The following is a 12,834-nucleotide window of genomic DNA, read 5'->3' as shown; positions in this document are numbered from 1 at the left end:
CGGCCGTGTCGCGGTGGCCGCTGACAACTCACCTACCCGGCGTTTTGGCTTCCATACCTGTTCGTGCATTTCTCTGCGCGAGCGTCGGGAGGGACTTCAAAATGGAGGATCGTCGGGCTGCGTCACATCGCCGCTGCGGACAGCGACGTTCGCGGGACCGGGCAGATCCACGAAAGGGGCACCGATGGCACGAGACGCGCGGGGTGGCCGACCTGCTGCGCCCCGACCGAGGGTGCAGGTCGCCGCGCTGGTCGTGGCCGGGGTCTTCCTGCTGATCGGCGTCCTCGGCTACATCCCCGGCATCACCACCAACTACGGCGATCTCGCCTTCGCCGGGCACCACTCGGACGCCAAACTGCTCGGCGTGTTCCAGGTCTCGATCCTGCACAACGCCGTACACCTGCTCTTCGGGCTGGCCGGTCTGGTGTTGGCCCGCAGCGTCGCCGGCGCGCGGGTCTTCCTGGCCGGGGGCGGCGCGATCTACCTCGCCCTCTGGCTGTACGGACTGGCGATCGAGGCGATCGACGAGGAGGGCGGGGCGAACATCCTGCCCGTCAACGGCGCCGACAACTGGCTGCATCTCGCCCTCGGCTTCGGCATGCTGGCCCTCGGCCTGCTGCTCTCGAACGAAGCCGGGACCGGCGGGCGCCTCGACACCCCGATCGACCGCCCCTGAGCTGCTACTTCGCACGTTTGAGAGCGAGCAGGGGCGGGGTACGTCACGGATGGTGATCCGTGAAGGGGGTCGATGGTGCCTCGCTGGATACGCGACAACGCGCTGGCCGCCGCGATGCTGGGCGCCTTCGGAGTGTTCCTGGTCCTACAGAGCGTCTTCGGCTGGCAGACCCACAACGAGGAGCTGGTCGAGTTCGGCGCGGCCCCGCTGAGCTGGCCCTCGTACCTCGCCAGTGGGCACTTCGCCGAGGCCGTCTTCGAGAACTGGGAGTCGGAGTTCCTCCAGATGGGCGGGTACGTGCTGCTCACCGCGTACCTGGTGCAGCGCGGCTCGGCCGAGTCGAAGCCGGTCGACCAGACCGACCGCCCGGAGGACGACGAGCGCCACGCCACCGCGCGGTCGCCGTGGCCGGCACGCGCCGGCGGCCTGCCTCTGGTGGTCTACCGCAACAGCCTCTCCATCGCGCTGCTGTTGATCTTCGCCGGCTCGTTCGTCGGGCACCTGCTCGGCGGCACGGCCGCGTACAACCAGGAGCAGGCGTTGCAGAGCGGAGCGCCGCCGATCAGCGCGTGGGACTTCCTCGGCACGAGCGACTTCTGGTTCCAGTCCATGCAGAACTGGCAGAGCGAGTTCCTCGCGGTCGGCGCGCTGATCCTGCTGAGCATCGTGCTGCGCCAGCACGCGTCGCCGGAGTCGAAGCCGGTCACCGTCGCGCACGCCGAGACCGGCGCCTGACGCCGTCCGCCCGACCCGACCGCCGCCGGCCGCCCCCCGACGGCAGCCGTCAGGCCGCGACCGGGAGCCGTTTGGCGAAGCAGACGCTGTACGGGTTGTTCACGTACTCGCCGTACACCGGGATCGGCTCGTAGCCGCACGACCGGTACAGCCCGACGGCCGCCGGAAGGTACGTGCCGGTCTCCAGGCAGACCATGGTGTGCCCCAACTGGAACGCGCACTCCTCCAGCGCGGCGAGCAGTTGCCGGGCGATGCCCCTGCCCCGGTACGCCGGCCGCACGTACATCCGCTTGACCTCGCCGGTGACGGCGTCGAGCGACTGGAGCCCGCCACAGGCGACCGCCCGACCGCGTACCACCACGGCCAGGTAGCGGATGTCGTCGTGGGTGACGGTGACCTGCCCGTCCAACCCGCCGTCAGCGACGCGCAGCTCACGCTGCTGGGCGACGACCAGGGCGGCGACTTCGGGATCGATGGCGGGCCGCGACTCGATCAGCATCACCCGACGCTAAGCGGGATGGATTTCGCGGAGGTTTCCGGCAATCAACCCGATCACGGAGCGCAACCGGCTACTCGGCGTCATCCTCGATGTCGTCGTCGCCCACGTCCGCGCCGATCTCGTCCGCGCCGATCTCGTCCTCCGGGCGCACCCGGCGGGCCTTGCGCGCGGCGAGCCGGTCCGCCGCCGACGCCCGGCTCGACTTCTCCTCCAGGCGTACGTCGGTGCCCCGGTTACCGGGCACGAACTCCACGCCCGCGTAGAGCGTCGGCTGCCAGTCGAACTCGCGCTCACCGATCCGGACCAGGTCACCGGGCTCGGCGCCGGCCTTGGCCAGCTTGTCCTCGACGCCGAGGCGGGCCAGTCGGTCGGCGAGGTAGCCGACCGCCTCGTCGTTGTCGAAGTTGGTTTGCTTGACCCACCGCTCCGGGCGTACGCCGCGCACGGTGAACGACCCGTCGGCCTCCGCCGTGATGGTGAAGCCGGCGTCGTCGACGGCCATCGGCCGGATCACGATCCGGGTCGGCTCGGCCGGCGGGGCGGCATTACGCTCGGCCTCGACCAGCTCGGCCATCGCGTACGTCAGCTCCTTGAGCCCCTCCCGGGTGGCCGCCGAGACCTCGAACACCCGATAGCCGCGCTCCTCGAGATCGGGGCGGACGATCTCGGCGAGGTCCCGGCCGTCCGGCACGTCGACCTTGTTCACGGCCACCAGCCGGGGGCGCTCGGTCAGCCCGCCGTACTGGCTCAGCTCGGCCTCGATCGCGTCGATGTCGGCGACCGGGTCGCGGCCCGGCTCCAGCGTCGCCGAGTCGATCACGTGCACCAGGACCGCGCAGCGCTCGATGTGCCGCAGGAACTCCAGGCCCAGGCCCTTGCCGGTGGCCGCGCCGGGGATCAGGCCCGGCACGTCGGCGACGGTGAAGGTGTGGTTGTCCAGCCGGACCACGCCGAGGTTGGGCACGAGAGTGGTGAACGGGTAGTCGGCGATCTTCGGCTTCGCGGCGGAGATCACCGAGATCAGCGACGACTTTCCGGCCGACGGGAAACCCACCAGGCCCACGTCGGCGACGCTCTTCAACTCCAGCACGATGTCGAGCTGGTCGCCGGGCTCGCCCAGTTCGGCGAAGCCGGGCGCCTTGCGCTTGGCGTTGGCCAGCGAGGCGTTGCCGCGCCCACCACGCCCGCCCCGGGCCACCTCGAAGGTGGTGCCGGCACCGACCATGTCGGCCAGCACGGTGCCGTCGGTGGTCTGCACGACCGTGCCGTTGGGCACCTTGAGCACCAGGTTGTGGCCGTTGGCCCCGTCCCGGTTCGACCCGGCGCCGCCCTTGCCGTTGTCGGCCTTGACGTGCGGGTGGAAGTGGAAGTCGAGCAGCGTGGTCACCTGCGGGTCGACCACCAGCGACACGCTGCCGCCGTGGCCGCCGTTGCCGCCGTCCGGCCCACCGAAGGGCTTGAACTTCTCGCGGTGGATCGAGACACAACCGTGCCCACCATCGCCGGCCTGCAAATGCAGGACGACCCGGTCAACGAACGTCGCCACGGCGTCAATCCTTCCAGCGAGGGTCGACCCCGCACTTCGAAAAAGCCGAGCGGGCCGGGACCCGGAGGTCCGCGGCCCGCTCAGCGAAGAGAACTACTGCTGCGGAACGATGCTGACGGTCTTGCGACCGCGCTTGGTGCCGAACAGGACCGAGCCGGCGGCCAGGGCGAACAGCGTGTCGTCGCCGCCACGGCCGACCAGGTCACCGGGGTGGAACTTGGTGCCACGCTGCCGGATGAGGATCTCACCGGCGCTGACGACCTGACCACCGAAGCGCTTCACGCCGAGTCGCTGGGCCGCGGAATCGCGACCGTTACGCGAGCTGGACGCACCCTTTTTGTGAGCCATTGGAGGACGACCTACTTCCCGCTGGAGATGCCGGTCACCTTGACCTGGGTCAACGGCTGGCGGTGACCCTGGCGCTTGTGGTAGCCGGTCTTGTTCTTGAACTTGTGGATCCGGATCTTCGGGCCCTTGGTGTGCGCGGCGATCTCGCCGGACACCGCGACCTCGGCAAGCTTCGCCGCGTCGGTCACCAGGTCGTCACCGTCGACGAGGAGCACCGCGGTGAGCTTCACCGCGTCACCGGGGGCACCGGTGAGCTTCTCGACCTCGATCACGTCGCCCTCGGCGACCTTGTACTGCTTGCCGCCGGTCTTGACGATCGCGTACATCGGAGGCGGACTCCCTGTCGTTGAGGCTGCTGACTGGTCGTCCCCGCGGCGGCTCGCCGGGTAGCAGTGCACGGCGGCGCGGGCACACGGGAACTCGGCACACCAAAGGTGGGCCGTAGGCAAGAGTACGCCATCGCCGGCGCGGACCCCAAACCGGCCCGCCCTGATCACCGGACGCAGAGCTGATCGAGGCGCTGCTGGAGCCGGTCCAACTCGGTCTCGTCGATCGACTCGACGTCGACGCCGAGGGCGGCGACCTCCGTGCCGAGGTCACTGAGCAATGTCCTGAGCTGCGCGTCGGTGGCCTGAGCGCCCTGCTCCCGCAGCGCCGCCCGCCAGCCGGCCAGGGCCGCCTGCGCCCGGCTCCGGGCCGCGTCGGCCGTCACGGTGTCACCCGCGCCCACCGCGGCGACCATCTGGCCCAGCCCCTCGACATATTCCCGGACGGCGGTGGTCCCGGCCCGCCGCGCCTCGGCACAGACCCGGGCGTCACCGCCCGCCGCGCCACCGCCCAGCGGCGTAGCGGCCGGACCCGTCGGCGCGGGACCCCCGGTCGGGTCCGCACCACCCGAGCGGTCTTCGGAGCAGGCCGCCGAAGCCAGGAGTACGGCTACCAGCAGGGTACGAGCGAGCAGGCGACGCATCTTCTTCTCCTGACCGGGGCCGAGCGTTCCCGCGTCGCGGTGACCCGAGCGGCGAGGTCCCTCCCCCGTCACATTGCCGGGAAAGGGACCTCGTCAAACACCGGGCCGGTCAGCCGTCAGGGACGGCGGGCCGGTGAGCCGTCAGGGGCGGGTCCGCCGGCGGGCGCCACCCCGGCGGGAACGACGACGTCCGGTGCCACCCTCGGCGGCCTCCTCGTCGCCGTCAGCGTCGGCGAGAGCGTCCGGGTCGTCCGCCGCGGCCAGCCGCGCCGACTCACCCCGCTGGCTGTCGGACACCGCCGGAGCGGCCTCCGTCTCCGTCTCGTACCGGGACAGGTCGTACCCCATGGTGTCCTGGTAGTCGGCGTCCGGTTCGGCGCGGTTGTCGGTGTCGACGACCTCGACCACGGCGCGCTCGGCCGGGGCGCTCTTGCGCGCCCGGCGGCGGGAGGACGGCGTGCCGTTCTCCGCGGCCGGGACGGCCGGCGCGGCCGGCGCCGACGACGCGACGGCCTTGACCTTCTCCGCGGCCCCGCCGTTGCGCGGCTTCTCCGGCACCGGCTCGGTGTGGATGATGACGCCCCGGCCCTTACAGCAGTCGCAGGTCTCGCTGAACGCCTCCAGCAGGCCCGCGCCGATCCGCTTGCGGGTCATCTGCACCAGACCGAGCGAGGTGATCTCGGTGACCTGGTGCTTGGTGCGGTCCCGACCCAGGCACTCGGTGAGCCGGCGCAGCACCAACTCCCGGTTCGACTCGAGCACCATGTCGATGAAGTCGATCACCACGATGCCGCCGATGTCCCGCAGCCGGAGCTGGCGGACGATCTCCTCCGCCGCCTCCAGGTTGTTGCGGGTGACCGTCTCCTCCAGGTTGCCGCCGGAGCCGGTGTACTTGCCGGTGTTCACGTCGACGACCGTCATGGCCTCGGTCTTGTCGATCACCAGCGAGCCGCCGGACGGCAGGAACACCTTGCGGTCCAGACCCTTGATGATCTGCTCGTCGATCCGGTACTCGGCGAACACGTCGGTCGTGCCGACGTGCCGGCGGACCCGGTCGACCAGGTCCGGGGAGACGTGCGACAGGTACGACTCGACCATGCCGTACGACTGCTCGCCCTCGATGACCAGCTCGCGGAAGTCCTCGTTGAACAGGTCCCGGACCACCCGGATGACCAGGTCGGGCTCCTCGTAGAGCAGCACCGGGGCGCCACCCTCGGCGGCCTTGGCCTGGATGTCCTCCCACTGCGCCTGCAACCGCTTGACGTCGCGGGCCAGCTCGTCCTCGCTGGCGCCCTCGGCGGCCGTCCGGACGATCACGCCGGCACCGTCCGGGACCAGCTTCTTGAGCACGTCCCGCAGCCGCTTGCGCTCGGTGTCCGGCAGCTTGCGGCTGATCCCGGACGCGTTGCCGTTGGGCACGTAGACCAGGTGTCGACCGGAGAGCGCGATGTGGCTGGTCAGCCGCGCGCCCTTGTGCCCGATCGGGTCCTTGGTGACCTGGACCAGCACCGAGTCGCCGGAGCGCAGCGCCTGCTCGATCGAGCGGGCCCGCCCCTCCAGCCCGGAGGTGTCCCAGTTGACCTCGCCCGCGTAGAGCACCGCGTTGCGGCCCCGGCCGACGTCGACGAACGCCGCCTCCATGCTGGGCAGCACGTTCTGGACCTTGCCCAGGTAGACGTTGCCGGCCATGGTGCCGGACGAGTTGCGGGTGACGTAGTGCTCGACCAGCACCCCGTCCTCCAGGACGGCGATCTGGGTGCGGTCGCCGCGCTGCCGGACCGCCATCACCCGGTCCACCGCCTCCCGGCGGGCCAGGAACTCCGACTCGCTGAGGATCGGCGGCCGCGTACGGCGCTGCTCCCGGCCGTCCCGGCGACGCTGGCGTTTGGCCTCCAGCCGGGTCGAGCCGGACACGCCCTGGACCTCGTCGACCGTACGACGGGGTTCGCGGATCTTGACCACGGTCGGCACACCGTCGTCGGCGGCCCCCTCGGTGTCACCCGCGCCCCGGCGACGACGGCGACGGCGGCGGCGGGTCATCCCGTCCCCGCCCTCGGACTCCTCGTCCTCGTCGCTCTCGCCCTCGGACTCGGCGGTCTCCTCCTCGGCCTGCGCGGCCTCGTCGGACTCCTCGTCGTCGGCGTCGTCGGCGCCACCCTTGCCCCGGCCCCGACCACGGCGACCACGGCGGCGGCGACGGCGCGCGGCGGCGCTGTCCTCGTCGTCCTCGTCCGCCTCGGTGGCCTCGTCGGCCTCCTCGGTCGGCTCCTCCTCGGCCTCGACGGCCTCGATCGGCTCGAGCGGCTCGACCGGCTCCGCATCGCGGCGGCCGCGCCGCCGACGACGGGAGGGCTCGGCCTCGACGGCCGGCTCCTCGGCGACCGGCTCGGGCTCGGCCGGGCGCGTCACCGGCACGGCGTCCGGCTGGGGCGCCATGAACAGCACGGTGGGCGCGGAGAGCGCTGCGCGACGACGGCGGGTCTTCGGCGGCTCGGCCTCGATGGCCTCGGCCGGCTCGATCGGCTCGTCCGTCACGTTCGCCACGGCGACGCCGGGCGCGACATCCCCGAACGCCTGCTCGGCCGGGCTCGGCGAGGTCTGCGGCTCGTCCAGCTCGGCTTCGGCCTCCCGCAGGTCGGACTCGGCCGGCGGCTCGTCGGCCGGGACGGGCTCGGGCTCGGTGACGGCGGCCGGCTCGTCGACGGCCGGCTCCGACTCGACGGCAGCGGCGGGCTCCGGCTCGGTGACGGCGGGCGTCGCCTTCTTCCGCCGGGTGCGGGTCACCTTGACCGGAGGAACGACCTCGGGGGACGACAGCTCCGCGCTGGCCGCGACCAGCGGCTCCTCGGCGGTCGTCTCGACCGGAGCGGCCTTGCGACGGCGACGGGGCGCCTTCGGGGGGACGTCCAGGTCACCGGAGATCGGGGCGAAGACCTCCGCCTGCGGCGTCTCGACGGCGCCGATCCCACCGGTGGACGCCTCGACGGGCGCCTCGGCCTGCTCCGGCTGGTTGAGCGGGGCGGCCCGACGCCGGGTGGCCCGCGCCCGTCGCGGCTTCGCGGCGGGCTCGGCGCTCTCCGCCCCGGCCTGCTCCGCGCCGGTGGCCTGTTCGGTGCCGGCGGTGCTGTCGGTGCTGCTCTGCTCAGCGGTCTCCCCGGCCGGCTGTGAACCGGTCCGTTCGCCGCCCTCGGGCTCGTTCTCGAGCATGGACGTTCTCCAGTTCTGGCTGCCCCGGGCGCGGGTGAGCGCTGCCACGCAGGGTCGCCGCAAAAGTGTTTCCGCCGGGCGCGCGTGGTGCGCGACCGCCGAAGTCTGCCTGCAAGAGCGCTGACCGTCGGTCAGTGCCCAACGATGGCTGCCCCGCCGCGGTCCGCATCCAACGGATCCACGATCGCACCCTGCGCGGTCAGCGTGCCCTGAGCCAGCCGGGTCACCCTCGGCGAGACCGGCGGCTCCAGGTCGGCCACCACGCGGAGGCCGGAAAGGACGTCATCGGGCCGTACGGACGGAGTGACCTGCCGTACGACCAGTTCGAGTATCGCACACGGTACGGCCGGCACCCCGGAAGGCGTCTGCGTCGGGAGGAGAGCATCGATCGATATGACTGCCGCGCGAGCGTCGAAGGTGCGTCGCCCCTGCTTGGTCATCCGCTCGACCAGAATTTCGTCGGCGGCGGTGAACGCGTCCACGGCGGCGCGCAGGGTCTCCGTGTCGACCTCGGGCAGCTCGATGCGCCAGTGCGACGCCTCGATCCGGTCGGCCAGGCTGCCTCCCTCGGCGATCACCACCTCCAGCACGTCCAGCCCGGGCGAGAGCGCGGCGTCGAGCGCGGCGCGCAGCGCCTCCGGGTCGACCGGGGCCTGAAGGCCGATCTCCAGGTACTCCGCCTCGCTGGCCACCCCGGTCGGGGCGGCGCTGGCGTAGGAGATCTTCGGGTGCGGGGTGAAGCCCTGGGAGAACGCGATCGGTACGGCGGCACGACGCAGCGCGCGCTCGAAGGCCCGGGCGAAGTCCCGGTGCGAGGTGAACCGCAGCGGCCCGCGCTTGGCGTACCGGATGCGGGCGCGCTGGACGACCGGCGCCTGCCCACCCTCCGGCTGGTTTCTCTTACTGATCGTCTCGCTCCTCGAAACTCAGCACCTCGTTGATCATGAAGTTATTGTCGACGACACGCCGTGGTGCGGGCAACAACTTCATGATCAACGCGAGCGACCCGTCGGGGTCGGTCAGGGGGCGGGGGTCTTCAGGGGGGTGATCGGCGTCAGGGGGAGGAGTTTCTTGCCCGTCGGGCCGATCTGGATCTCGGTGTCCATGGAGGGGCAGACGCCGCAGTCGAAGCACGGGGTCCAGCGGCAGTCGTCCTGCTCGAACCCGCTGACCGAATCCTGCCAGTCCTGCCAGAGCCAGTCCTTGTCCAGGCCCGAGTCCAGGTGGTCCCAGGGCAGGACCTCCAGCTCGTCACGCTGACGGGTGGTGTACCAGTCGAGGTCCACCCCGAACGCGGGCAGCGTCTCGGCCGCCGCGTCCACCCAGCGCTGGTACGAGAAGTGCTCGCTCCACCCGTCGAACCGGCCGCCGTTCTCCCAGACCCGGCGGATCACCGCGCCGACGCGGCGGTCACCCCGGGAGAGCAGGCCTTCGATGAGCGACGGCTCGCCGTCGTGGTAGCGGAAGCCGATCGCCCGACCCAGCGAACGGTCCGCGTTGATGGCCTGCTTGAGCATCTTGAGCCGGCCGTCGATGACCTCCGGGCGCTCCATGGAGGCCCACTGGAACGGGGTGTGCGGCTTCGGCACGAACCCGCCGATGGAGACCGTGCAGCGGATGTCCTTGGAGCCGGTGGCGGCCCGACCGGCCCGGATCACCTCGTGGGCCATCTCCGCGATCTCGAGGACGTCCTCGTCGGTCTCGGTGGGCAGGCCGCACATGAAGTAGAGCTTCACCTGCCGCCAACCGTTGCTGTACGCGGTGACGACCGTGCGGATCAGGTCTTCCTTCGACACCATCTTGTTGATGACCTTGCGGATCCGCTCCGACCCGCCCTCCGGGGCGAAGGTCAGACCGGTACGCCGCCCGTTGCGGGACAACTCCTGCGCGAGGTCGATGTTGAAGGCGTCCACCCGGGTCGACGGCAGCGACAGCGAGACGTTCGTGCCCTCGTACTGCTGGGCCAGGCCCGAGCACATGTCGCCGATCTCGGAGTGGTCAGCCGAGGAGAGCGACAGCAGGCCCACCTCGTTGAAGCCGGAGAACTCCAGGCCCTCACGCACCATCTGCCCCACGGTGGTGATCGACCGCTCCCGCACCGGGCGGGTGATCATGCCGGCCTGGCAGAACCGGCAGCCCCGGGTGCAGCCCCGGAAGATCTCCACGGCGTACCGCTCGTGCACCGTCTCCGCGAGCGGCACGAGGGGCTTCTTCGGGTACGGCCACGCGTCCAGGTCCATCGTCGTGCGCTTGTGCACCCGGAACGGCACGTCCGCCCGGTTCGGCACGACCCGCTGGATCCGCCCGTCCGGCAGGTAGTCGACGTCGTAGAAGCGCGGCACGTAGACGCTCTCGGTGCGGGCCAGCCGCAGCAGCAGCTCGTCGCGGCCGCCCGGGGAGCCCTCGGCCTTCCACTCCCGGACGATCGCGGTGATCTCCAGGACGGCCTCCTCGCCGTCGCCGAGCACCGCGGCGTCGATGAAGTCGGCGATCGGCTCCGGGTTGAACGCGGCGTGCCCACCGGCCACGATCACCGGGTCGGCGTCGGTACGGTCGGCGGCCAGCAGCGGAATGCCTGCCAGGTCGATCGCCGTGAGCATGTTGGTGTAGCCCAGCTCGGTGGAGAAGGAGATGCCGAACACGTCGAACTTGCGCACCGGCCGGTGCGCGTCGACGGTGAACTGCGGCACGCCGTGCGTGCGCATCAGGCTCTCCAGGTCGGGCCAGACCGCGTACGTCCGCTCGGCGAGGGTGTCGGGCAGCTCGTTGAGCACCTCGTAGAGGATCTGCACACCCTGGTTGGGCAGGCCCACCTCGTACGCGTCGGGATACATCAGCGCCCAGCGCACCGTCGCCGCGTCCCAGTCCTTGACGACCGCGCCCAGTTCACCGCCGACGTACTGGATCGGCTTGGAGATCTGCGGGAGCAACGGCTCGAGCCGGGGCCAGATCGACGGCTCCGAGCTGGAGCCATCGCTCGGATTGGTCGCGGCCGCGCGCGGCGTCGTGGACGGGGCACTCATGATGCCCAAGGGTACGCGCCCGGCGGACGGTGACCGCGCGCACGCCACGATGCCGGCCGACCGGCCGCCCCGGGCCCGCGCCCCGGTGCCCGGGCGGCGGTGGTGGCGGCACGGTACTAACCTCGGACCGGCGCGAGAGGAGATTGCCGCGATGCCGGAGCCCCAGCCGGGAGCACGGCCGGCCGACGGGCGCACCCCTGGCCCGAAGCCGGACGACGCGCCGGCGGTCGCCGACGAGTCGACCTCCCCACCCGTACCCCCGGATCAACCTGCCGTCCCCGACGGCCCGGAACCCCCGGTCGAACCGACCCCCGCCGGCCCGGCGGAGGCGGCGACGCCCGAGCCCGCGGCGAAGCCGGACCCGACGCTGTCCGAGCCGGCAGCCCAGCCGGATCCGACGGCGAAGGAGCCGGCGGCCCAGCCGGACCCGACGGCGCAGGAGCCGGCGGCCCAGCCGGACCCGACGGCGAAGGAGCCGGCGGCCCAGCCGGACCCGACGGCGAAGGAGCCGGCGGCCCAGCCGGACCCGACGGCGAAGGAGCCGGCGGCCCAGCCCGAGCCGGCCGACAAGCCCGAGCCGCACCCGACTGCCCCGGAGCCCGTGGCCGAGACCGGGCCGGCTGCCGGGCCTGAGCCCACGGCCCGCGAGCGCGTGGGTGACGGCCCCGACTCCCCCGCCGCGCCGCCCGCGCCCCGGTGGAGCGGGTCCGCGCCGGTTCCGCCTCCGCTGCCGCGTCGGCGTGCCTGGGGGGAGTCGGCCGAGCCGACCCCGCCACCGCCGCTGCCGGAGCAGCCGCTGGAGCACCGCACCCCGGTCGACCCGTGGGCCGGGGTGGACACCGGCGGCTGGGACCTGCCGTCCGCCGAACTGCCTTCGCTGCCGCCGACACTGGGCTACCCGGTCCCGCCGGCCACCCGGCAGTGGCCCGGGCCACCGATCGGCGCGCACCCCGTCTCACCACCGCCGGTCGGGACGCACCCCGTCTCGCCGCCGCCGCACCACCAACCCGCCGCCCACCCGCCACCGCCGGCCTACCTGCCGCCGGTCGCCTACCCGCCACCGCACGCCCGACCTGCCGCACCACCTCCACCCACCGCCGCCCGGCCCGCCGCGCCGGTCCGGCCCGCGCCGCCGGCCCGGGTGCCGAAACAGCGCCGGGGGCGGGGCCCGGCCACGGCGCCGCCGGGCGGGGAGGCCCCCAAGGGGTACGCGCCTCCTCGACCACGCCGCCGCCGGCGTCGCTGGCCGTGGCTGCTGCTGCTCAGCCTGGCCTGCTGCTGTGGTTGCCCGGCCTACTACGGCCTGCCGATCTCGTCCCAGTACCCGGCCAGCGCCGCGCTGCCCGAGCAGGTCGCCGACCTAAGCCTGCGGCAGGACGACAGCAGCTCCGAGACGGCCAAGCAGTTGGAGAGAGAGGTACGCCAGGAGCACCTGCTGGCCGAGGACACCTTCGCGGGCGTCTACCGGACGACGGACGGCAAGCAGGTGACGGTCTTCGGCGGCACCGGCTTCCGGCTGACCCCCGAGGCGGACGCGGACGAGGAGATCACGCGGCTCGGTGAGCGCTACGCGCTGGAGGCCCCGGAGACGGTGCGGACCGGCGTACGGGGTCGGTACGAGCGCTGCGCGATCGGTCGGCCAGCCGGGGGTGACGTGGTGGTGTGCACCTCGGTCGACCACGGCAGCATCGCCACCGGGGTGTTCACCCGGCTCTCCGTCTCGGACAGCGCGACGTTGCTGGACACCCTGCGCACGCAGATCGTCCAACCCAAGCAGGGCTGAGCCGCATCCGTGCCGCCGCTCGCGGGCACCCGGACGGCTTGGGCGGG

The 12,834-nt window shown here is 72.4% G+C and carries 11 protein-coding genes; 3 read left to right on the top strand and 8 right to left on the bottom strand.

Annotation, left to right across the window (positions count from 1 at the left end; all coding sequences use genetic code 11):
- The first annotated feature begins 184 nt into the window (after positions 1 to 184).
- The gene (locus tag ACIA3K_RS24825) at positions 185 to 676 is read left to right on the top strand and encodes a DUF4383 domain-containing protein (RefSeq protein WP_396804099.1); all 492 of its coding nucleotides are present in this window, start codon (positions 185 to 187) and stop codon (positions 674 to 676) included.
- Positions 677 to 751: 75 nt separating this feature from the next.
- Positions 752 to 1,411 (top strand): DUF6766 family protein, encoded by a 660-nt coding sequence (locus ACIA3K_RS24820; RefSeq protein WP_396804098.1) that lies wholly within the window; start codon positions 752 to 754, stop codon positions 1,409 to 1,411.
- Between the two features lie 49 nt (positions 1,412 to 1,460).
- Here the strand turns inward: ACIA3K_RS24820 and ACIA3K_RS24815 are convergent, their stop codons facing one another.
- The 8 genes from ACIA3K_RS24815 to ACIA3K_RS24780 form a co-directional block, all read right to left on the bottom strand.
- Positions 1,461 to 1,910 carry a GNAT family N-acetyltransferase gene (locus tag ACIA3K_RS24815; RefSeq protein ID WP_396804097.1) on the bottom strand — a complete coding sequence of 150 codons (450 nt, stop codon included), beginning with the start codon at positions 1,908 to 1,910 and terminating at the stop codon, positions 1,461 to 1,463.
- 70 nt (positions 1,911 to 1,980) lie between these two features.
- Complete coding sequence (gene obgE / locus ACIA3K_RS24810; RefSeq protein ID WP_396804096.1) at positions 1,981 to 3,456, bottom strand: GTPase ObgE; 1,476 nt, start codon at positions 3,454 to 3,456, stop codon at positions 1,981 to 1,983.
- Positions 3,457 to 3,549: 93 nt separating this feature from the next.
- Positions 3,550 to 3,804: a 50S ribosomal protein L27 gene (rpmA, locus tag ACIA3K_RS24805; RefSeq protein ID WP_043966727.1), complete on the bottom strand. Its 255-nt coding sequence runs from the start codon at positions 3,802 to 3,804 to the stop codon at positions 3,550 to 3,552.
- A gap of 11 nt (positions 3,805 to 3,815) precedes the next feature.
- Positions 3,816 to 4,130 carry a 50S ribosomal protein L21 gene (gene rplU / locus ACIA3K_RS24800; protein ID WP_007464063.1) on the bottom strand — a complete coding sequence of 105 codons (315 nt, stop codon included), beginning with the start codon at positions 4,128 to 4,130 and terminating at the stop codon, positions 3,816 to 3,818.
- 167 nt (positions 4,131 to 4,297) lie between these two features.
- Positions 4,298 to 4,774, bottom strand: a complete 477-nt coding sequence (locus tag ACIA3K_RS24795) for a hypothetical protein (protein ID WP_396804095.1) — start codon at positions 4,772 to 4,774, stop codon at positions 4,298 to 4,300.
- Positions 4,775 to 4,915: 141 nt separating this feature from the next.
- Positions 4,916 to 7,981 (bottom strand): Rne/Rng family ribonuclease, encoded by a 3,066-nt coding sequence (locus tag ACIA3K_RS24790; RefSeq protein WP_396804094.1) that lies wholly within the window; start codon positions 7,979 to 7,981, stop codon positions 4,916 to 4,918.
- Between the two features lie 131 nt (positions 7,982 to 8,112).
- Positions 8,113 to 8,832: a TIGR03936 family radical SAM-associated protein gene (locus ACIA3K_RS24785; protein ID WP_396804194.1), complete on the bottom strand. Its 720-nt coding sequence runs from the start codon at positions 8,830 to 8,832 to the stop codon at positions 8,113 to 8,115.
- A gap of 168 nt (positions 8,833 to 9,000) precedes the next feature.
- Positions 9,001 to 11,004, bottom strand: a complete 2,004-nt coding sequence (locus ACIA3K_RS24780; RefSeq protein ID WP_396804093.1) for a TIGR03960 family B12-binding radical SAM protein — start codon at positions 11,002 to 11,004, stop codon at positions 9,001 to 9,003.
- A 601-nt stretch (positions 11,005 to 11,605) separates the two neighbouring features.
- Between ACIA3K_RS24780 and ACIA3K_RS24775 the strand changes: the two genes are divergently transcribed.
- Positions 11,606 to 12,787, top strand: coding sequence for a hypothetical protein (locus tag ACIA3K_RS24775; RefSeq protein ID WP_396804193.1), 1,182 nt, complete (start codon positions 11,606 to 11,608; stop codon positions 12,785 to 12,787).
- The last annotated feature ends 47 nt before the right edge of the window (positions 12,788 to 12,834 follow it).

The sequence above is a fragment of the Micromonospora sp. NPDC051543 genome (genome assembly GCF_044454415.1).
In the GTDB taxonomy this organism is placed as follows: Bacteria; Actinomycetota; Actinomycetes; order Mycobacteriales; family Micromonosporaceae; genus Micromonospora.
The sequence above is the reverse complement of the archived record's forward strand: the minus strand, read 5'-3'. Positions and strand labels throughout refer to the sequence as shown.

Excerpts from the sequence above, each read along its gene's own strand:
- ACIA3K_RS24795 (WP_396804095.1), bottom strand. The coding sequence starts at position 4,774 with ATGCGTCGCCTGCTCGCTCGTACCCTGCTGGTAGCCGTACTCCTGGCT.
- rplU (WP_007464063.1), bottom strand. The coding sequence starts at position 4,130 with ATGTACGCGATCGTCAAGACCGGCGGCAAGCAGTACAAGGTCGCCGAG.
- ACIA3K_RS24780 (WP_396804093.1), bottom strand. The coding sequence starts at position 11,004 with ATGAGTGCCCCGTCCACGACGCCGCGCGCGGCCGCGACCAATCCGAGC.
- rpmA (WP_043966727.1), bottom strand. The coding sequence starts at position 3,804 with ATGGCTCACAAAAAGGGTGCGTCCAGCTCGCGTAACGGTCGCGATTCC.
- ACIA3K_RS24790 (WP_396804094.1), bottom strand. The coding sequence starts at position 7,981 with ATGCTCGAGAACGAGCCCGAGGGCGGCGAACGGACCGGTTCACAGCCG.
- ACIA3K_RS24815 (WP_396804097.1), bottom strand. The coding sequence starts at position 1,910 with ATGCTGATCGAGTCGCGGCCCGCCATCGATCCCGAAGTCGCCGCCCTG.
- ACIA3K_RS24825 (WP_396804099.1), top strand. The coding sequence starts at position 185 with ATGGCACGAGACGCGCGGGGTGGCCGACCTGCTGCGCCCCGACCGAGG.